We start from the raw sequence: 21,417 nt of genomic DNA, 5'->3' as shown, positions 1-21,417 counted from the left end.
CACAATTAAGTGAGCGTTTTTGTACATAGATTAGTTGACATTTATATAGGTTTCATCCATTTCCAAAGATAGTTGTGCTCTTTTGCTATTTTTTCTTCCAAATTTGATAGATAAGATTTCCATATTCACAATGTCAGTCCTTTATATGTTTGTAATAACGTATAAAAAAGTGTACTTTTTGACACACAGCATATAACTTTTTAATTAATTAAGCATATTCCCCTTTTTCGGGGGGATGGGCAAAAACACCTAATTTAAAAATTTTCACAATAGAACCAGATAACGTGATAAAGTGATAAAGTGTTAGTTACTGTGCGTGTAATTATAAAAAAGAGAGCCTTCCCAAATGATGTTTGTAATAGTTTAGCTTATATGATTTTAGGAAATTAATAGCATTTTATACCGCTATTATTTACCTAATTTCCAAGAAATAGAGGTGATTGTAGGTGACTAAACCTTTTAAAAAAAATAGTCGTTATATGGTTGGATTAGACAGTCTAAGGGGCCTAGCTATACTAGGTGTTATTTTGTATCATATTAATTTTAATTGGATGCCTGGAGGATTTTTAGGGGTTACTGTATTTTTTGTACTCTCAGGTTATTTAATTACAGATATTCTAGCGATGGAGTGGAAGAGAAATAAGAGAATTGATTTGAAGAAATTCTGGCTTAGTAGGGCAAGGAGATTGCTTCCAGCAATGTTTGTTATGCTCGTTATAACGTTGGCATGGATTACGATTTTTCATAGCTCTTTACTTGAAAAAATGCGTGGGGATTCATTAGCGGCGTTATTTTATGTTAGTAACTGGTGGTATATTTATCATAAATTATCTTATTTTGATAGCTTTGGTCAGCCTTCTCCGCTAAATCATTTTTGGTCGTTAGCTGTTGAGGAACAATTTTATGTGGTTTGGCCGTTCGTCATTAGTTTAGGATTTTATTACATAAAAAAACAATCACGCATGATCTTATTTATTTGTCTAGGAGCAATTGCATCTGCTTTAGCAATGGCAATTCTATATGAACCAGGCTCTGACCCAAGTAGAATTTATTACGGTACTGATACACGGGCTTTTTCTTTATTAATTGGAGCGGCACTTGCTTTAATTTGGCCAAGCAGTAGACTTGCGAATAAAATTATTCCGCAAGCACGTCTTATTCTTGATGTTATTGGGGGAGTTGCTCTTAGTATCATTCTCATTATGTTTTGGAAGACGAATCAATATGAGCCGTTTCTATACCGTGGGGGAATGGTCCTTTTATCAATTGCTACAGCCTTGTTAGTCGCTAACCTTGCGCATCCGGCTAGCAGAATCGCACTATTTTTGAGATTTAGACCACTGCGTTGGATGGGCGTGCGATCATATGGAATATATCTTTGGCATTATCCGATTATTACATTGACGACTCCGAAGGTAAATGCTGGAGAGTTTTCGATTACAAGAGCAATTCTTCAATTTCTTCTGATTATAATGATTGCGCAAATTTCATGGAAGTATATTGAAAAACCAATCCGACAAGGTGCGCTCCGAAATATTCAGTTTAAGAATTTAAGACTTCAAAATGTCGCTTTAGGTGTTAAGTTAGCTTTAATTTGTGCAGTATTCGTTTCGTCGATAGCCGTCTTTGGGTTATCAAAAGTTAGTAAGGCTAAGGAGAATCCTCAACTAGATAAGGTGGAAGCAGTACAAACACAACCGGCGAAACATCCAGTTGCAGTTTGGGAAAATCCAGCTCAAGAGACGCCTCAAACTCAAGAAGAATCAAAAGAAATAAATTCTGCGCAACCTAAAGATGCTCTCACCGTTACTGCAATAGGCGATTCCGTTATGATTGATATTGCTCCGTATTTAAAAAATACTTTTCCTGATATTAGGATTGATGCACAAATTGGTCGCCAGCTGTCAAAAGCGATTCCTGTAGTTGAACAGTTAAAGAATGAAGGGAATTTAGGAAACTATGTGATTATTGGATTAGGTACAAATGGAGCCTTTACTACTGAGCAACTTGTATCATTAATAAAATTAATTGGGAATGAACGTAAAATGATATTTATTAATACGAGGGTACCACGTCCGTGGGAATCAATCGTGAATGAGAGATTAAAAGTGACAACATCTGAATATCCGAATATAACTCTAGTCGATTGGTATGCAGCAAGTGCTGGAAAGAGAGACTACTTTGCACCTGATGGTGTGCATTTAACCAAAGTAGGTGCAGAAGCATACGCAGCACTTGTAGTCAAAGCGGTGAATCAATAATTAGATATGTTTTATTAACTTCTTTTGCAAAATTAACTGAAATGTAAAAGATATATGGTTGAGGAAAACAAAGTTTTTACAGTCATCAATAATTTCTGTAATTCATTATACATCGAAAAAGCGAAGTTTGGTTGAAGACTCTGTCTTTTTTATACAGGGCATGAATGGTTTCGATGCCTTTTACTATACGTGAGGCATGACGAATGTTTTGAAATCCTGCGGATTTGGAAAAGTGTCTGTCGCTTTACATGTCGATGGTCCTGTTCTGTGAGATTATTTATAGGAAGAAAGAATGTAACTTCCTAAATTTAAAAATAAGCCCAAAGAATTATTTAATTCTTTGGGCTTATTTTTGGTTCTGGTGCAAAAACTATAAGATTTATGTAAATAATCTCTGAAACTTGGACATACTAATACTAGTACTCTAAAAAAGGACGTGATCAGTATGGAAAAGCAAAACCTATTCAAGTGGAAACATTATCAGCCTGAACTAATCTTATTAACAGTAAGGTGGTACCTACGGTACAATTTGGGCTTCCGTAACCTGGTGGAAATGATGGAGGAAAGAGGATTATCAATTGCTCACACAACGATTATGCGCTGGGTTCATCAATATGGGCCTCAATTAGAAGAGAAAGTGCGATAATCAACAAATGACTCATGGAGAGTCGATGAAACCTATATTAAGGTAAAAGGACAATGGATGTATTTATATCGTGCCGTTGATTCAGAAGGTAATACCATTGATTTTTATCTAAGTAAATCAAGAGATAAACAAGCAGCCAAGCGCTTTTTCAAGAAAGCCTTGGCTTTTTCGTACATTTCTAAACCTCGTGTGATAACAGTAGATAAAAACCCTGCCTATCCTGTAGCGATTCAAGAGTTGAAAGAAGAGAAATATATGCCTGAAGGCATACAACTAAGGCAAGTTAGATATCTCAATAATATAGTGGAACAAGATCATCGTTTTATTAAGAAACGTGTGCACTCTATGTTAGGGTTCAAATCATTTAAAACTGGAATCTCTATATTGAGTGGTGTTGAAGCCATGCATATGATAATAAAGAGACAGATTGGTTTACAGAATCAGTCTGTTCAAAATCAAAAAGAGTTTATCCACCAAGTGTTTGGACTTATAGCATAAAATACGATTTCACTAGGAATCTACTATTATCCGCGTTCTTCTTCATATATTTGCACCAGAACCCAACGTAGAGTATATAGCCAACAGAAAGAGTTTGTAGAAGATCAATATGTAACGGAGAATCACGCTATAATGATGTACGAACCATTATTAGCTTGTAATTCAGAAAAATCCCAATCCAGGTTACTTTCAAGACGGAAGAATAAAGAAAGGTATGCAGTACATTCAGTTAGATATGGAGAAGTTGATGCATTCCATGCAGCCAGGACAAACCTATGATATAACAGATGCTTATGTAGGGATGAGTGACAAAGTACAGACTCATGTTATTGTTCATCGACTTACAGAAAAACAACAAAAAAACGTCTACAAGATCAAGCTGTTCGAGAGAAAAAGAAAGGAATGACGTATTCTCCTCGCTTTGTTTTGCAAAAGTTTAGCTTACTTTTAAAAACTTTGCAACAGAACCGAATTACTACTTACGCCAACATGATTTTATTGTTATATTTAAAATACGCGAATTTGTAAAATTATCAATAAGAACATTTATTAGTAATAGGAGGTTTTATTATCAAAGGAAAACATCGTAACATTACCCTCGCAATATTAGGACTATATTCCGTTCTTATTCTCTACTTTATGTTTCTTGGTTTCGATAGATTGGGATTAAAATATATTAACCATGAATATGAATTCCAGTTAATTCCGAGTAGTATTCCTTTGAGCTTGCCAAATATGGTAGATAGGGAAGATTTTAATCTATGGTTTTTTAATTTTGGAAATTTAACAGCATTCATACCTTTTGGGGTATTAATTCCTATGTTATATCGTTGTAGCTTTATTAGATTTATTACTTCATTCTGTATTTCTATTCTTATACTAGAAGTCCTACAAATGGTTACTTTTCTTGGTGGCTTTGACATTGATGATGTAATTGTTAATGCAATGGGTGCTACAATAGGATTTTGTGCATATAAAATAGGATTTCGCTCTAATAATACTTTGAAAAACTTTATTATTACAGGTGTAACAGCATTTATCTTGACATTAGGAGTACTTGTAGTTGTAGGCGAAATTAATAAATCATTAGAAAAAGAACAACAATCCCTAAAAAACGGAACCGATATAGCGCTAAATCAACTGACAGAAAGTACTGGATATGTACCGAAAGTTAACAATTCGACTAGCTTTGAAGTGGCTCATAAAAAAATTGAACCTAAATTAAATATGTATAGTAGTAAAGGGACAAATTCTCAGCAATTTAAATACTTGTTAAAAGGTAAGTATGCAAAACTTTCGGGATATCTCGGTATCCCTGATAGTGCTAGCAAACATTCCGGTAAGATAATTATTTCTATTGATGGAAAAGATGTACAAACCATTCGATTCTCTGAAGAAAGCAAATCTAAATCCACAAGTTCTTTTAAGATAGAGTTGGCTAAAGCAAATGAACTTAGTATTAAATTTATTGATACAGATGCATTGCTATGGGATGTCAAGCTTACAGAATGGGAAAAATAATGAATTGAATTCCACTAGTTTAGATACTAGCGGATTATTTTATATGTTCAAATATCTAATTGAACAATTCTTGCCCTGCCAAAAGTGTTTATGAAAGGATCTATGTTTAACATCTAACTCGGTTGAATCCTTTCTAGTTTTTTTATTTATCATTCTTTGAATGTATACTTTTATTGGTGGTTTTAGAGAGTATAGATAAAAATATTGACTATCGAAATATCCCCATCATTATCGTCATGACAAGTCTATGAGTACCAATTACAATTTTATGACCTTTAAAATTCGTTAAATAGTGTCTCAAAACTCATCTTTAAATCAAATTCTCTATTCAACTCGTGTTATGGAGTTTTGAGAATCCTTTAGCGTATAAAAACGTTAAAATGTGCGTCCTACCCCATGCCCATCAACCTAATATTTTGAAGTACCCCAAAACAAAAATTTTATCTCACCGCAATTATCTATAAGAATTCAGTTCATTTTTTTGTTTTAGGAAACAATCAATTTCCAATACATGTCTTAATGCGAAAATGTGATATTTCGTGACCTTACCCTCATATGCAATATTATATATAAAAATATGTTGATGTAAATGTAAACACTTATTATAATGAAAGCATAAATATTCAATACATCTTTATATAACAAAAAGGAGGAAATAATATGGAAATCGCAATGGCAGTTTTGAAATTTTTAGGTGGAGTAATTCCATTAGTTCAAGAATTTTTAAAAGCATTTATGTAAGTTTATTATTTAGCAATCATTTATAAATCATTATCATATCTTAATATAAAAAAGAATGGGATGATTTTTCTGAAAATTAAGAAAAATAACAAAGGAATAAAATTTCTAGCATGTTTATTAGTTAGTTTATGCACTATTAATTATTCATCTATTTCCTTCGCAGAAACAAAAACAGGTAATTCAGCTGATGCAACAAAAAATGCTAGTGGCATTGATACTGGTATAACAAATTTAAAGTATGATAGTAGAGATATTTTAGCAATAAATGGTGATAAAGTAGAGAGTTTTGTTCCGAAAGAAAGTATCAATTCAAATGGTAAATTTGTAGTAGTTGAACGTGAGAAAAAATCACTTACAACTTCACCGGTCGATATTTCGATTATTGATTCTGTGGCTAATCGTACTTATCCAGGGGCAGTACAACTTGCAAATAAAGCTTTTGCAGATAATCAACCTAGTTTATTAGTGGCTAAGAGAAAACCTTTGAATATTAGTATAGACTTACCTGGCATGAAAAAAGAAAATACAATAACTGTCCAAAATCCGACATATGGTAATGTGTCTGGAGCAGTAGACGATTTAGTATCTACTTGGAATGAAAAGTATGCAACAACACATACGTTACCTGCAAGGATGCAGTATACAGAATCTATGGTTTATAGTAAATCACAAATCGCAAGTGCTCTTAATGTTAACGCTAAATATCTTGATAACGGGCTAAACATTGACTTTAATGCGGTTGCAAATGGAGAGAAAAAAGTGATGATTGCGGCATATAAGCAGATATTTTATACCGTAAGCGCTGAACTACCTAACAATCCATCAGATCTTTTTGATAATAGTGTTACTTTTGATGAGTTAACTCGTAAAGGGGTAAGTAATACGGCTCCGCCTGTTATGGTGTCAAATGTAGCTTATGGCAGAACAATTTATGTGAAATTAGAAACAACATCTAAGAGCAAAGATGTACAAGCTGCCTTTAAAGCCTTACTTAAGAATAACAGCGTCGAAACGAGTGGACAGTACAAAGATATTTTTGAAGACAGTACCTTTACCGCTGTAGTATTAGGCGGAGATGCGAAAGAGCATAACAAGGTTGTTACAAAAGATTTTAATGAAATACGCAATATCATTAAAGATAATGCAGAATTAAGTCTTAAAAATCCAGCATACCCAATTTCATATACAAGCACTTTCTTAAAAGATAATGCAACTGCTGCTGTTCATAACAATACAGATTATATTGAGACTACAACTACAGAATATTCAAGTGCGAAAATGACGCTTGATCATTACGGTGCATATGTTGCTCAATTTGATGTATCTTGGGATGAATTCTCATATGATCAAAATGGGAAAGAAGTACTAACACATAAAACTTGGGAAGGAAGCGGCAGAGACAAAACTGCTCATTTCTCTACAGTCATACCACTTCCACCGAATTCAAAAAATGTAAAAGTCGTAGCGAGAGAATGTACAGGTCTTGCATGGGAATGGTGGAGAACAATCATTAATGAACAAAATGTTCCATTAACAAATGAAATAAAGGTTTCAATTGGAGGAACAACATTATACCCAACTGCTAATATTAGTCATTAGGTAGAAGTGAAGCGCCCTGTAAACAGGGCGCTTTTTCTAATATATCATACTCATCAAATTGGAGAGTCAATTTAAGTAGGGGGACCGTCACATAGCCATCTAGCTAAAATTTCATAGTACCAAAGAACAAAATTTTGTGCCAACTTATAACAAAAAGCTCATTTTTTCATTTTGGGGTAATTCTGAATTCTTAAGTTGATGGATATAGATTGTTAACTTAAAACATCATAATTTCAATTGTCTAAAGACAACGGTCTTTCATTAATATAATAAATGGAAGGTTGTTTGATTCCCTATATTTGGATATGTAAAATTGCATAAAAATATATGTTTAAATAAGACGCGCTTTTATATATAACTAGAGGTAGAGAAAGAAAATTATTGTTTAGGGTCTACTTAAAACTTTTAAGTTGATCGATGTGGCGGTATCCCTTTAAGAGAAAAATTAAGCAGTTAGCCTTTGCTAACCGCTCTTTTATTAGAGATATTTACCTGTTGATATTACGTTATTATGATGAATATTTGCATAAGAATCTTTATATTTAGAAAGGAATAAAAAAATGAAAAAATTCGCATCAACACTATGTATAGCTGGAGTGACTTTAACTATTTTAGGAGTATCTCCTCAAAGTAGCTATGCTCATCTCGATCAAATTGATTTAACTGAGAATGATCCTATTACTGCAGGATGGTCTGCAGAAGCTCCGTATCATTCTGATAAAAGTACACATTTATGGATTGCAAAACAGGCTATTGAAATTATGAAAACAGAATCTAATATTGAAGCAAATAAGCAGGCTGTGGACTTTTTAAATTATCCTCAATATAAAGATCTATTTTCTAAAGGATTATATGATGCAGATTATAATGCAGAGTTTAACGATGGTGGAACAGGAATAGGCGGCGTTTTTAAAGGCGGATGGAAATCTCATTTTTATGATCCTGATACTAAAGAAAATTATAGAGGAGAAACAAATCCAACGGCTCTTACACAAGGTAAGAAATACTTTTATGAATCTGGAGAACATTTACGAAATAAAGACTATGAAAAAGCTTTCTATTACTTAGGAGTAGCCACGCACTACTTTACAGATGCTACTCAACCTATGCATGCAGCAAATTTTACCGCAATTGATACGAGAGCTATAAAATATCATAGCTACTTTGAAAATTATGTTACAACCATTCAAAATCAATTTGCAGTCAATACTGGAGGGAATTATAACGATTCTCTATCCACACCTGAAGAATGGATTGATTATGCAGCCCGAGTAGCTAAACCTGAAATCCAAAATATTACTAATGATAATACATTTAAGTATTATAATAGTGGTAAGGCGCAATTGTGGCAAGAAATGGTTACCCCAGCTGTGCAGCGAAGCTTAGGAGAAGCTCAGCGCAATACAGCAGGTTTCTTAAATCTTTGGTTTAAAACTTTTACTGAAAATGTGAAAGCTCCAAGTATAGAGACTGCATTAATCTATGATATAGAAGGAAACGTCATAGAAGCAGGGAAAAACTATTATATCGTACCAAGTGAATCTCCTTATCAAGGTCTAACATTTGAATGGTATGTAGCAAACCGTTACGATTATGTCTCACTTGCAAATAAAGAAAACGATGCTTTATCTGGTACACCTATAGAATTTGAATTCTACAAAGAAAATGATGCAAAGCTACACCACGGGGAGAGTATATATCTTCGCATGAAGCACTCAAATTACGAACAATTTCAATATTTAAATTGGTCTAATTATTCTAGTTGGATTCACCTTGCTCAAAAATCTGATAGTTTAGCTGACTTTAAAATTAAAATTAACCTGAATAATCCTACAGAATATAATATTTTTACAGATGACTATCCATTAAATTATGAAAATATAAATGCAGAGAAAAATTGGATCGTACTAGGTGAAAAAAAACAAAAACCTAGCTCATGGAAGTTTATACCTGTTAGATAACCTAAAAAGAAAAACACTCGTCCTTAATCAGAACGAGTGTTTTTTATCCGTAAACGTCGAGTAACTCCACTTATTGGTAACAAACAAAAAAGCCCATCTCTTTTTTTATAAAAGATGAGCTTATTTATCTTTCTATTATTCTAAATAACCTGTTAAAAAGAATAAAATACAACCAAGTGTTAACCCCATGCCCATCAACTTAAGTGATTTTAATACAAAAAAACGTTATTCTTTCTAAACAGGCTAAAAAAAGTACTCCTAGATAAATCTAGGAGTACTTTTTTATGAAACATTCCTCTTTTTTTAATCAACAGTTGTATTTTAAAGCATCAATATTACTTCTCTACTAATACAATATCGTCAAAATAAGCATCACAGCTTTCACCGGAAGGAATATAAATGTAGACTTTTCCTGAAACCTGTGTATCTCCAGTAGTAAATTCAAAAGATTTTTGTTCATATTGTGAGGAAGTGAACTCCAGTGTTTTTCCACCTATTTCTGTCCCTACAATAACCTTTCGTCCCGAGGACACTATTTTTCCATTTGCTGATAATATATATGTAGTATTAGGCTTAAAAGTTGCATATCCTTCAAACCCACTATTTGATCCTGTTAAATGAATTCCTTTAGAATTATTTATGCCTACATGCTCTTCGATACTGGAATTTATATAACCCCATTGTTTAAGAGGATCTAAACTGGTATTTCGATCAAAATCAACGTTTAAAATATAAGATTTTTCCTTTAATTGTACATTATCAAACTTAGCTCTACCATCTCCTGTGAAAGCAAAATTCACTGCAAAGTTTGATACGCCTTCACTAGTTTCAAAATTAAATTCATGATGGGCTGGCTTGAAACCTGTATACTGATTTTTTATTAATGGAACTATTTTTTGATTTGAATCCAAATTGCCTACTGTTACTTCTGCTGGAGGTCCTATAATACCTGCTACATCAAATGATAATGTATATTTTGTGTTTGGCTTTATAGTAACAAGCTGATAAGCATTGTCTTCATGTATTAATTTCAAATAATGATTCCCCATTTCAGAAGTACCAATGTTCTCATTAGAAGAATTAGGATTAGACAACGCCCAATTATTTAGCCCATCTTCAAAATCTTCATTTGTAACTTGTTCAGATGCAGATAAACTATCCGCTGATACAATCCCTGAAAAACCTATACTAACACTTAATACGATTGCTGTAGAATATGCTCCTACGCTAAACTTTTTTATCATCTCCGTCATTCCCTTTTGGTACGTTTAAATTGTACTTGTTCATATTTCTATACAATGTTAGATAAACCTACCCAAAAATCCGCTTAAACATTATATAAATATTTAAGCGAAAATTCCGTCTAATCCTTTTGAAAAAATCTATAAATAGGTCTGTGATATAGGGATATCTGTAAAATTTTAAAATGGTACTTATGAAGGCGTATTTTTTTATAGCTATATGCTCATCTGTAAAAGTATTCCTTTGCAAACAAAATAGAACCCTTTGTTGAGTGACAATAAAATTGTTTAATTTTTCCTCTAAGGATACAATAACCACCTATCAAATTAACTGTTTACATATGCACCAATCAAATTATGCATATATTGGTTATATTATGTTAAAATGTTAATGAATATTTGAAAAATACTAATAGTTCAAACGACGGAAGGGACTTAAAGATGGGGAATAAAACAGCCAAATCAAAAAAACTAGTAGGATTTGTAGCAACAGCAACATTAGCTACATCTATGATTGCAGGGGCAAGTAACGCAAGTGCTCAAACGACAAGTACATTAAAAGCAAGTGAACCAGTACAGGAAAAAGCAAAAGACAAGAAAGAAGAACGTCCAGAAAGCTTATTTCCAAGCATAGATGTAAATTATGAAACCACAATATATGTAGGAGATCCATTTGATCCAATGGCGGAAGTGTCAGCTTATGATTCAAAAGATGGAGATATTACTGATAAAATAAACATAGCTGGTGAAGTAAATCCTTTTGAGCCAGGCACGTATAATTTAGATTACACGGTTGCTAATTCTAGAGGTTTTTCAGTAATTAAACAGGTATCTGTATTGGTTAAAAGGGGGGAGAAACCTACATTAAGATTGCCTTATAGAGTATCGATTAATGTAGGAGATAACTTTGACCCAATGGCAGGAGTATCGGCTATTGATGAAAAAGACGGTGACATTACTTCTAAAATAAAAGTTGATGGTAATGTAGATACTTCTAAACCTGGTACTTATGAGGTAACTTACACGGTTACTAATTCTAAGGGTCTTACAATAGTTAGGAAACAACCAGTTAAGGTTAAAGAGACGGAAGGAACAAAAAATGAAGCACCTGTATTAACTGTACCATTTACTACTACACTTCATGTTGGTGAAGAGTTTGATCCAATGGCCGGTGTGTCTGCAACTGATAAGGAAGATGGCAATTTAACTAATAAAGTTAAATATAAAGGTAATGTAGATACTTCTAAACCTGGTAAATACATTGTAGAATATTGGGTTGTTGATTCTAAAGGAGTTAATGCGACAGCTACACGATCCGTAATTGTGAAAGAAAATGAAGAAACTCCCGATATGGAACCGAAATTAACTGTACCTACTGGAGCAACGATTAATGTAGGAGATAACTTTGACCAAATGGCAGGAGTTAAAGCTATTGATAATGAAGATGGCGACATTACTTCTAAAGTAACAGTTGATGGTAACGTAGATACTTCTAAACCGGGTACTTATGAGTTAACTTACACAGTTTTAGACTCTAAAGGGCATAAAGTTACTGCTAAACAAACTGTAACTGTCAAACAAACAGTAGAGCCTAAAGATGAAGTCCCAGTTTTAACGGCACCTACTCAAGCCACTATCAATGTAGGGGATAAATTTAATCCGCTTTCTGGCGTTAAAGCTATTGATAAAGAAGATGGCGACATTACTGATAAAGTTATAGTTGATGGCAGCGTAGATGCTTCTAAACCTGGTACTTACGAGTTAACTTATACAGTTTCAGACTCTAAAGGGCATAAAGTTACTGCTAAACAAACTGTAACTGTCAAACAAACAGTAGAGCCTAAAGATGAAGTCCCAGTTTTAACGGCACCTACTCAAGCCACTATCAATGTAGGGGATAAATTTAATCCGCTTTCTGGCGTTAAAGCTATTGATAATGAAGACGGCGATATTACTGATAAAGTAATGGTTGATGGCAGCGTAGATGCTTCTAAACCTGGTACTTACGAGTTAACTTATAAAGTTACAGACTCCAAAGGACATACAGTTACTGCTAAACAAACTGTAACTGTGAAACAGAAAGTAGAAACAAAAAATGAAGCGCCTGTATTAACTGTGCCATTTACTACTACACTTCGTGTTGGTGAAGAGTTTGATCCAATGGCCGGTGTGTCTGCAACTGATAAGGAAGATGGCAACTTAACGAATAAAATTAAATACGAAGGTAATGTAGATATCTCTAAACCTGGTAAATATATTGTAGAATATTGGGTTGTCGATTCTAAAGGGGTTAATGCAACAGCTACACAAACCGTAATTGTAAAAGAAAATGAAGAAACTCCCGATATGGAACCAAAATTAACTGTACCTACTGGAGCAACGATTAATGTAGGAGATAAATTCAATCCACTTTCTGGCGTTAAAGCTATTGATAATGAAGACGGCGATATTACTAATAAAGTAATAGTTGATGGCAACGTAGATACTTCTAAACCTGGTACTTATGAATTAACTTATAAAGTTATAGATTCCAAAGGACATACAGTTACCGCTAAGCAAACTGTAACTGTTAAACAAACAGTAGAGCCTAAAGATGAAGTCCCAGTTTTAACGGTACCTACTGAAGTAACTATTAATGCGGGGGATAAATATAACCCACTTTCTGGCGTTAAAGCTATCGATAAGGAAGATGGCGATATTACTTCTAAAGTAATTCATATGGGCGAGGTTGATACATCTAAAGCGGGTAATTTCGAAGTGAAGTTTCTAGTTCGTGATTCAAGCGGAAATGAAGTAACGGCAACACAAAAAGTAATTGTGAAAGATATAGGCACAGAAAACGGTTCTGATAATAGTAATAACAACACTAATACTGGAAACGTCTCTGACAACAACAACAGCAACAATAACAATAACAATACTAATACTGGAAATGGTTCTGATATTAGCAATAACAACACTAGTAGTACTTTGGATAACAAAAAAGATACCATTAAAGAGCTTCCAAAAACAGGTGCAAGTTCAAATAACGGTACAGCAGTAGGCATATTAGCAATCCTTGCAGGTATGTTAATTACTTTTGGTCGCAAATTTAAAAGAGCACTAAAATAAAGATACTCAGTATAGCAAATAAAAGATGGTTTGAAATTCCAATTCACACCATCTTTTTAAATAACTATTTTATTTTTTAAAGGACTTTATTATTTTTTTAACAAATTTATTATTTGTATACACCCTTGTAAAAAGGATTCTTAAACAGAATACTATTTCTCACAAAATTCTTCGATTTGCTTCCAAATAACATTAATTTTTGTAGTTTCGAATCGTCTAAACAAAGTTGAAATACTAATTTGACTTTCCTCTTTTAATTCGTTGTAAGTTAATCTTCTATTGTATAGTCGAAATAGTTCCTCTTTACACATACTTAATTCAATAGGTTTCTTTCCACCTTTATAATCATGGCGAAATCCACACTCTTCTTTTAAATTTTTCATTGTAGAAAAATATTGACGATATATATCAAATGAAAATACAGTCCAATCGGTTAGCTCAGGAATAGTAGCAGCACGACCCAATTTTTTGCTAATCATTTTATATTCATCTTTAAGCAATTCCTTTGAAATTTCATCATACTTTTTTACTTCACTTAATTGATTACAGCACAATAAAATTTCTGGCCAACTTTGATTTAATCTTATTTTCAAAGTATCACCATAAGGAAAACGACTCTTATTTCTTTTACTGTTATAAATATTTTTCCTTGTCGAGCCTATACGCTTAAATTCTCGATTAAGTTCTTCATATATTATCTCTTTAGGGATGTACTTCAAATGATTATTAAGATCGTATAGCCCTGTATTTACAACAATTTGAGGAAAAGGCAAATTGAATTTTTTACGCAATGTTTCACTTGTATAATGCAGATCCCCTTTGTTGGCATCATATATTTCCGCAGTTTTAACATCTTTTTTTTCTAAAACTTCTCTTACTTGCCCTAATAAATCACTCTCACTATATATAATCTCTTGTCTTATTAGTCCTTTATCATTTTAGCCAAGAAGACTCCTTCCTCAAGGAACGTGAAGGGTCGCAGCCCAGTGAGTAGGTGGGAGATGAATTGGCTTCGGACAAGGGGTGGCATGAAGCCATCTTAATTGTTCGACATATGTAAAGTGTTACTGGGTAATTTGTCATTATCACTTCACTACCTATCGAATGTATGTTTGTTGTATAATAGACACATGTCGAACTGGAGGTGAAACGAATGATTATCAATAAAGCATATAAATTTCGTATATATCCAAATAAAGCACAAGCAACGCTAATCAATAAAACGATTGGTTGTTCTCGTTTTGTATTCAATCATTTCCTATCTCTATGGGATAACGCATACAAAGAAACAGGAAACGGTTTGACATATGGTACATGCTCTGCCAAACTTCCTGCCATGAAGAAAGAGTTTGTTTGGTTAAAAGAAGTAGATAGCATTGCTATTCAGTCGTCTGTTCGCAACCTTGCGGATGCTTATACACGTTTTTTCAAAAAACAAAACAGTGCTCCGCGTTTCAAATCTAAGAAGAACAATGTACAATCTTACACCACAAAACAAACAAATGAAAACATTGCCGTTGTAGGAAACAAAATTAAATTGCCGAAACTAGGTCTTGTTCGATTTGCCAAAAGTCGTGAAGTAAATGGACGTATTTTAAATGCTACGGTTAGACGGAACCCTTCTGGCAGATACTTTGCGTCATTGTTAGTAGAAACAGAAGTGCAAGAACTTCCGAAAACACATTCTTACATTGGAATTGATGTAGGACTAAAAGATTTTGCCATTTTGTCAGATGGAAAAACCTATAAAAACCCGAAGTTTTTTCGATCATTAGAAGAGAAGTTAGCCAAAGCACAGCGTGTTCTTTCTAGAAGAACGAAAGGATCTTCTCGCTGGAATAAACAACGAATAAAGGTTGCTAGAATTCATGAATACATGACAAACGCTAGAAAAGATTACTTGGACAAAATCTCAACTGAAATCATCAAAAACCACGATGTTATCGGTATAGAAGATTTGCAAGTATCGAATATGTTAAAGAATCATAAGTTAGCAAAAGCGATTAGTGAGGTATCATGGTCACAGTTTCGAACCATGTTGGAATATAAAGCAACATGGTACGGTAAACAAGTCATTGTCGTATCGAAAACATTTGCTTCAAGCCAATTATGTTCTTGTTGTGGATATCAAAACAAAGACGTTAAAAATCTAAACCTACGTAAATGGGATTGCCCTTCTTGTAGTACACATCATGATAGAGATATTAACGCAAGTATCAATCTAAAGAATGAAGCGATAAGGCTTCTAACCGCAAGGACTGCGGAGATAGCCTAATAAATTAGAGTTCGATAGAACTCTTTACTTAGGAATCCCCCACTTCTAAACGAAGTGAAAGTGGGGGTAGTTCAATTGTATGCTTCACATGTTACACCACCAATTTTAAGATAAGATTCATCGCATAACAAATAACTTATGATCTTATTATAATATAAATTAGAATTTTTAAAAAAGTACCAATATAATAGTTTTTGTTTTTCGACTCATAAGTTTGCCGTAAGAGGAAGCATAAATTGGCGTGGTGTATGGATGGTGCAAAAAATCTCTTAAACTTGGACATACTGATATTACTACTCTACAAAAGGTGTGTGATCAGTATGGAAAAGGAGAATGTGTTCAAATGGAAGCATTATCAGCCTGAACTAATCTTATTAACAGTAAGGTGGTACCTACGGTACAATTTGAGCTTTCGTAACCTGGTGGAAATGATGGAGGAAAGAGGATTATCAATTGCTCACACAACGATTATGCGCTGGGTTCATCAATATGGACCTCAATTAGAAGAGAAAGTACGACATCATCTTAAGTCAACAAATGACTCTTGGAGAGTCGATGAAACATATATCAAAGTAAAAGGGCAATGGATGTATTTATATCGTGCAGTCGATTCAGAAGGGTATACAATTGATTTTTATCTAAGTCAATCAAGAGATAAACAAGCAGCCAAGCGCTTTTTCAAGAAAGCCTTGGCTTTTTCGTACGTTTCTAAACCTCGCGTGATAACAGTAGATAAGAATCCTGCCTATCCTGTAGCGATTCAAGAGTTGAAAGAAGAGAAACATATGCCTGAAGGTATACAACTAAGGCAAGTTAGATATCTCAATAATATAGTGGAACAGGATCATCGTTTTATTAAGAAACGCGTGCGTTCTATGTTGGGATTCAAGTCATTTAAAACAGCAACCTCTATATTGAGTGGTGTTGAAGCCATGCATATGATGAAAAAAGGACAACTTCACTCACAGGTGAAGTCTGCCCAAAATGAAGTTAGGTTCATACATAAATTGTTTGGAATTGCATCATAATCCGCCATTGAACAGTCTATGTAGGTTTCTATGTCTCTATCAAATGATTTTTGCACCAGAACCCTGTAAAACACTAGAAAAAGGTAGCGAACTGGAAATTCTTTCTCTATAATAAAACATAGGGCTTATAGGGAGGGGAATATATCCAATCATCTGATTGTGTAGATTAAAAGTATAATAGAGGAAAAACAGGGGGCAGAGGAATGTCAAAAAAATTAATGTCTTTATTTTCTGTTGCGATGGTTACAGCTCTTATGATAACTGGTTGTGGTCAAAGTGATAAAGCAACTACCGAACAAAAAGAGAATGTGACAAAAGAAAATAAGGAAGAGAAAAAAGATTCACAAAAAGAAAATAAAGAAGAAAAAACGGATACATCAAAAGAAAATAAAGAAGAAAAAACGGATACATCAAAAGAAAAAGAATCTAAAGATACGAAAGCTAAATCAAACGATTATTCAAAGCTTATCTCATATATGGAAAAAGAAACACAAGGGAAAACGAAAGTCCTTTATGAAAACAAAGAACCTCAAGTACATAAGTTACAAGATGTTTCAGTATCACTTGACAACTACACATTAGTTGAATTAAATGATTTTCATACCGATTTTAATATCCCTTTTAACGACCAAACAAATGGTGGGGTTATTCTTGCACACTATACTGTAAAGAATGATTCAAATAAAGATGTTTATTATATGCCAAATTTAAATATAACATTTACAGGTGCTCAGAGAGATTACAGTAACTATAAGGATTTAATTCCAAAGGAAGAACAATTACCTACAAAGCTATCTCCAGGCAATAATTATTTAGTAAAAGCTGGTGAAAGCATTTCTGGTTATATTGCATATCCATTTGGTAAAGATGATTTAACAAAAATTTTAGAGCTATCAACAGTTTCAGTCAAAGTTCCTGAAGCACAAGCGAATAAAGGAAAATATGACACCCCAATTGGAAGTGCTGGAAATTTGGCATTAAGTTTAAATAAACAAGGTGATCAAAAAGTTACAACAGATAAAACTTTTTATCAAGATAAAGCAACAGCTGAAAACATGGGCGAGAAGTCAATGCTAAATGAGAAATCAAACATTAATAAAAGTGAACAATTAGGTGCTACAAAAGTTACATTAGATGGATATCAATTTACCAAATTCACACCAAATTCCGTTGAGGCCCCTCGATTTGAAAGTTTCAAAAATGGAATTGTTTTATTGACAGTTAAATTTAAACTCGATAACAAAGAGACCAAAGATATTTCGCCGTCTCCAATAAGTTCTAAATTAAGTGTTAATGATGGTGCACAATATACGCTTAACGAAGGTATGTTACTAAATTACAAATATAGTGATTCGATTAAAGCTGGAACATCTGGAGAGTTATTACAGGTTTTCATTTTAGATGGAGAGCAATATGAAAAGATTTGGAAAAACAAAAACTTTGAGATTGAATTAGGTCCTATGATGAATAAAGATGCAAAAGACATTTCAAAAGGACACAAAGTGAAATTTACATTACCAAAATAGAATAGATATTTTCCAACGGTTTCACACAAATTCACACAAAAAACTAAATATGTAGCTATAACCCTGAACCCTCTTCAAGCTGACGAAGAGGGTTCTTTACTTGTTGTTAGTTTAGAATAAAGTTTGATTAAAGCTTACTTATAATTCTTTAATCGAAAAGGAATAAAACAATGTAACGTATGACTTTATTTTATAGCCACAACAATAAGTCTTTTTTTTTTATATATTAGTAATGTCAAACATATTTCTTTCAATTTGATTCCAAATATCATTGATTTTTGTAGTTTCGAATCGTCTAAACAGGGTTGAAATACTAATTTGACTCTCTTCTTTTAATTCGTTGTAAGTTAATCTTCTATTGTATTTTTGGTATACCCGAACTAACTCTTTTTCACACGTACTTAATTCAATAGGCTTCTTTCCACCTTTATATTCATGGCGAAATCCGCACTCTTCCCTTAATTTTTTCATTGTAGAAAAGTATTGACGATATATATCAAATGAAAATGCAGTCTGATCAGTTAGCTCAGGAATAGTAGCAGCACGACCTAATTTTTTACTAATCATTTTATATTCATTTCTCAGTACTTCTTTTGAAATTTCATCATACTTTTTAACTTCAATTAGCTGGTTGCAACATAATAAAATTTCTGGCCAACTTTGATTTAATCTTATCTTTAAAGTATCGCTATAAGGGTATCGTTTTTTATTTCTTTTACTGTTATAAATGCCCTTTCTTGTAGAGCCTATGCGCTCAAACTCTTGATTTAGTTGTTCATATATTATTTCTTTAGAAATGTACTTTAAATGGTTATTTAAATCATATAGACCTGATTTAACAACAATTTGAGGAAAAGCTAAATTGAATTTTTTACGCAATGTCTCACTTGTATAATGCAGATCACCTTTCTTTGCATCATACACTTCCGCAGTTTTAACATCTTCTTTCTCCAAAACCTCTTTTACATGTTTTAACAATTCATTCTCGCAATATACAATGTCTTTTCGTATCATTATTGGTTCATTATTTGTATATTTCATCTCACACCACCGAACATTTGACAGTTTTCATTTCATAATAAATTATTAATAATTATATTATAATACAAATTAGATGAATTTTCGAAAAATATAACTATTGATTTGGAATAAAGTTTAATCAGAAATGTTTTACAACCTCTTATTTGATAAGTTACCATCTTTCGATATTTCGTATAAAGTGTCTAATAAAACACTGTTATTTTTGCTTCTGGTGCAAAAACGCTAGGAAAATTGCAAGTAATCTATAAATCTTGGACATACTGATACTACTAATCTAAAGAGGGTGTGTAATTGGTATGGAAAAGGAAAATATATTCAAATGGAAGCTGTAGCCTTGGAATAAAGGGCTCTGGTGCGAAAACTTCAAGATAATTGCAAGTAATCTATAAATCTTGGAGATACTGATACTATTACTCTAAAAGAGGTGCGTGATCAGTATGGAAAAGCGAAATTTATTCAAGTGGAAGCATTATCATCATGATATTATTTTGCAAACAGTAAGATGGTACCTACGGTACAACTTGAGCTTTCGTGATTTGGTGGAAATGGTGGAGGAACGGGGCTTATCCGTTGTTCATACAACGATTATGCGTTGGATTCATCAGTATGGTCCTGAATTAGACAAAAGAATCCGTCGTCATCTCAAGCAAACCAATGACTCTTGGAGAGTCGATGAAACATATATCAAAGTCAAAAGTCAATGGATGTACCTGTATTGTGCTGTCGATTCGAAAGGAAATACCATCGATTTTTACCTAAGCAAAGCAAGAAACCATAAGGCTGCAAAGCGATTCTTCAAGAAAGCTTTGCAGTCTTTTCATATTTCTGAGCCTCGTGTCGTGACAGTCGATAAGAATCCAGCTTATCCTATAGCGGTTGAAGAATTGAGAAAAGAAAAAAAGATGCCATTAGGCATCCAACTAAGGCAAGTGAAATATCTCAATAACATAGTGGAACAAGATCATCGGTTTATTAAAAAGCGAGTTCGTTCGATGTTAGGATTGAAATCCTTTCGCACAGCTACATCCATTATTTCTGGAATAGAAGCTATGCATATGGTAAAAAAAGGGCAACTTGTTTTACTGGACAAGTCTGTCCAAAATCAAGTGAAGTTCATCCAGCAACTATTTGGAATTGCTGCTTAAGACTAGATTCCACTAGGAAACTTTTCGCCTCTTTATATCTTTCCTAAGTATTTGCACCAGAACCAAAAATATTGTTGTTGAATTCATGAACATTAATTTATAATAGATTACGGAAAAATTTATACTGCAATGATATAGATTTTTCAAGTATACAAGGGCTGGGAGCAGCTCTTTTTTATTTTACTTGGGTTTTTTTTGTATGGCTTGATACAAAAGGTATAAATGATCTTGAATCATTCTACTTGTTTTATATTCGCTTAATTCCTGTTGTTTCTTTTTTAGAATCAATTGTCGCATTTTGAACATAGTAAAAGAACGAAAAAAAATGGAAATGGGTTCTCCATAAACATGACATTCTAATCGTTCTTGTTTAATATTTTGCCAATGATGGATTTGAAAAATTAATTTTCTAAGTTTTGTAAATTTATTGCATCAGAACCAAAATTAGTTTAGGATTAAATTATCCGTACGTAAGGATAGTAAAAAACAAGGAGATGATTTTATGGCAGGAGCTATTACAGTCACACCCGAACAACTAAAATCTCAGGCGAAAATTTATCAATCTGCTTCTTCACAAATTGAAGACGCTATTCGTAAGGTGAATTCTATGAATTCAGTGATTGCCCAAGAATGGCAGGGGGAAGCCTTTCGAGCTTACTTGGACCAATACAAACAGCTTGAAGGTAATGTGAAACAAATGGAAAATTTATTACAAAGTATTCATATGCAGTTGACCAAATATGCAGATACTGTCGCAGATCGTGATCGTCAGGATGCAAGTTCGTTTGGCTTAAGTTAATTTTTTTAAAAGGGGTCAGTGCAA

The 21,417-nt window shown here is 33.2% G+C and carries 13 protein-coding genes and 5 pseudogenes; 13 read left to right on the top strand and 5 right to left on the bottom strand.

Going from position 1 to position 21,417, the window contains the following annotated elements:
- Positions 1-446 precede the first annotated feature (446 nt).
- Positions 447-2,261 (top strand): acyltransferase family protein, encoded by a 1,815-nt coding sequence (locus MHI07_RS26290; RefSeq protein ID WP_215582927.1) that lies wholly within the window; start codon positions 447-449, stop codon positions 2,259-2,261.
- A gap of 32 nt (positions 2,262-2,293) precedes the next feature.
- Here MHI07_RS26290 and MHI07_RS26285 read toward each other — a convergent pair.
- Positions 2,294-2,542, bottom strand: a pseudogene (locus MHI07_RS26285) (hypothetical protein); the annotation flags it as partial.
- Between the two features lie 164 nt (positions 2,543-2,706).
- Between MHI07_RS26285 and MHI07_RS26280 the strand changes: the two are divergent.
- From MHI07_RS26280 to MHI07_RS26255, 6 genes and pseudogenes are all read left to right on the top strand, one after another.
- Positions 2,707-3,405: pseudogene (locus MHI07_RS26280) on the top strand (IS6 family transposase).
- A 63-nt stretch (positions 3,406-3,468) separates the two neighbouring features.
- Positions 3,469-3,582, top strand: a pseudogene (locus tag MHI07_RS29435) (VanW family protein); the annotation flags it as partial.
- Positions 3,563-3,825: pseudogene (locus tag MHI07_RS26275) on the top strand (IS4 family transposase); the annotation flags it as partial. The pseudogenes MHI07_RS29435 and MHI07_RS26275, both read left to right, overlap by 20 nt.
- 183 nt (positions 3,826-4,008) lie before the next feature.
- A complete protein-coding gene (locus MHI07_RS26270; RefSeq protein WP_340827136.1) occupies positions 4,009-4,926 on the top strand; it encodes a VanZ family protein in 918 nt (305 codons plus the stop codon).
- 801 nt (positions 4,927-5,727) lie between these two features.
- Entirely contained in the window at positions 5,728-7,266 is a 1,539-nt protein-coding gene (locus tag MHI07_RS26260; protein WP_340826967.1) for a thiol-activated cytolysin family protein, read from the top strand.
- Between the two features lie 560 nt (positions 7,267-7,826).
- A complete protein-coding gene (locus MHI07_RS26255) occupies positions 7,827-9,227 on the top strand; it encodes a zinc dependent phospholipase C family protein (protein ID WP_340826965.1) in 1,401 nt (466 codons plus the stop codon).
- 335 nt (positions 9,228-9,562) lie between these two features.
- Here MHI07_RS26255 and MHI07_RS26250 read toward each other — a convergent pair whose 3' ends face one another.
- Positions 9,563-10,471 carry a choline-binding protein A gene (locus tag MHI07_RS26250; protein ID WP_445661764.1) on the bottom strand — a complete coding sequence of 303 codons (909 nt, stop codon included), beginning with the start codon at positions 10,469-10,471 and terminating at the stop codon, positions 9,563-9,565.
- Between the two features lie 438 nt (positions 10,472-10,909).
- Between MHI07_RS26250 and MHI07_RS26245 the strand changes: the two genes are divergently transcribed.
- Positions 10,910-13,579 (top strand): immunoglobulin-like domain-containing protein, encoded by a 2,670-nt coding sequence (locus MHI07_RS26245; RefSeq protein WP_340826963.1) that lies wholly within the window; start codon positions 10,910-10,912, stop codon positions 13,577-13,579.
- Between the two features lie 152 nt (positions 13,580-13,731).
- Here MHI07_RS26245 and MHI07_RS26240 read toward each other — a convergent pair whose 3' ends face one another.
- The gene (locus MHI07_RS26240; RefSeq protein WP_252198887.1) at positions 13,732-14,370 is read right to left on the bottom strand and encodes a hypothetical protein; all 639 of its coding nucleotides are present in this window, start codon (positions 14,368-14,370) and stop codon (positions 13,732-13,734) included.
- Positions 14,371-14,732: 362 nt separating this feature from the next.
- Between MHI07_RS26240 and tnpB the strand changes: the two genes are divergently transcribed.
- The 3 genes from tnpB to MHI07_RS26225 all read left to right on the top strand — a co-directional run bounded on the left by tnpB (position 14,733) and on the right by MHI07_RS26225 (position 18,408).
- Positions 14,733-15,854 carry an IS200/IS605 family element RNA-guided endonuclease TnpB gene (gene tnpB / locus MHI07_RS26235; RefSeq protein WP_215582300.1) on the top strand — a complete coding sequence of 374 codons (1,122 nt, stop codon included), beginning with the start codon at positions 14,733-14,735 and terminating at the stop codon, positions 15,852-15,854.
- A gap of 320 nt (positions 15,855-16,174) precedes the next feature.
- Positions 16,175-16,882, top strand: a complete 708-nt coding sequence (locus tag MHI07_RS26230) for an IS6 family transposase (protein ID WP_340826960.1) — start codon at positions 16,175-16,177, stop codon at positions 16,880-16,882.
- Between the two features lie 203 nt (positions 16,883-17,085).
- Entirely contained in the window at positions 17,086-18,408 is a 1,323-nt protein-coding gene (locus MHI07_RS26225) for a DUF5068 domain-containing protein (RefSeq protein WP_340826959.1), read from the top strand.
- A gap of 219 nt (positions 18,409-18,627) precedes the next feature.
- Here MHI07_RS26225 and MHI07_RS26220 read toward each other — a convergent pair whose 3' ends face one another.
- Complete coding sequence (locus MHI07_RS26220) at positions 18,628-19,449, bottom strand: hypothetical protein (protein WP_340826958.1); 822 nt, start codon at positions 19,447-19,449, stop codon at positions 18,628-18,630.
- 437 nt (positions 19,450-19,886) lie between these two features.
- Here MHI07_RS26220 and MHI07_RS26215 point away from each other — a divergent pair, with 437 nt between their 5' ends.
- Positions 19,887-20,594, top strand: coding sequence for an IS6 family transposase (locus tag MHI07_RS26215; protein WP_070146120.1), 708 nt, complete (start codon positions 19,887-19,889; stop codon positions 20,592-20,594).
- Positions 20,595-20,786: 192 nt separating this feature from the next.
- Here MHI07_RS26215 and MHI07_RS26210 read toward each other — a convergent pair.
- Positions 20,787-21,011 (bottom strand): annotated as a pseudogene (locus MHI07_RS26210) (IS4 family transposase); the annotation flags it as partial.
- 85 nt (positions 21,012-21,096) lie between these two features.
- Here MHI07_RS26210 and MHI07_RS26205 point away from each other — a divergent pair.
- Positions 21,097-21,393 carry a WXG100 family type VII secretion target gene (locus MHI07_RS26205; protein WP_215582915.1) on the top strand — a complete coding sequence of 99 codons (297 nt, stop codon included), beginning with the start codon at positions 21,097-21,099 and terminating at the stop codon, positions 21,391-21,393.
- Positions 21,394-21,417: the final 24 nt, after the last annotated feature.

The organism is Bacillus sp. FSL H8-0545 (genome assembly GCF_038006105.1).
In the GTDB taxonomy this organism is placed as follows: Bacteria; Bacillota; Bacilli; order Bacillales; family Bacillaceae_G; genus Bacillus_A; species Bacillus_A cereus_U.
Note: the sequence above shows the minus strand (reverse complement) of the source record. Positions and strands in the feature narration are given on the sequence as shown.

Bases quoted from the DNA above. Each gene is read 5' to 3' on its own strand.
- MHI07_RS26260 (WP_340826967.1), top strand. From the start codon at position 5,728: ATGATTTTTCTGAAAATTAAGAAAAATAACAAAGGAATAAAATTTCTA.
- MHI07_RS26255 (WP_340826965.1), top strand. From the start codon at position 7,827: ATGAAAAAATTCGCATCAACACTATGTATAGCTGGAGTGACTTTAACT.
- MHI07_RS26250 (WP_445661764.1), bottom strand. From the start codon at position 10,471: ATGATAAAAAAGTTTAGCGTAGGAGCATATTCTACAGCAATCGTATTA.
- MHI07_RS26245 (WP_340826963.1), top strand. From the start codon at position 10,910: ATGGGGAATAAAACAGCCAAATCAAAAAAACTAGTAGGATTTGTAGCA.
- tnpB (WP_215582300.1), top strand. From the start codon at position 14,733: ATGATTATCAATAAAGCATATAAATTTCGTATATATCCAAATAAAGCA.
- MHI07_RS26230 (WP_340826960.1), top strand. From the start codon at position 16,175: ATGGAAAAGGAGAATGTGTTCAAATGGAAGCATTATCAGCCTGAACTA.
- MHI07_RS26225 (WP_340826959.1), top strand. From the start codon at position 17,086: ATGTCAAAAAAATTAATGTCTTTATTTTCTGTTGCGATGGTTACAGCT.
- MHI07_RS26220 (WP_340826958.1), bottom strand. From the start codon at position 19,449: ATGAAATATACAAATAATGAACCAATAATGATACGAAAAGACATTGTA.
- MHI07_RS26215 (WP_070146120.1), top strand. From the start codon at position 19,887: ATGGAAAAGCGAAATTTATTCAAGTGGAAGCATTATCATCATGATATT.
- MHI07_RS26205 (WP_215582915.1), top strand. From the start codon at position 21,097: ATGGCAGGAGCTATTACAGTCACACCCGAACAACTAAAATCTCAGGCG.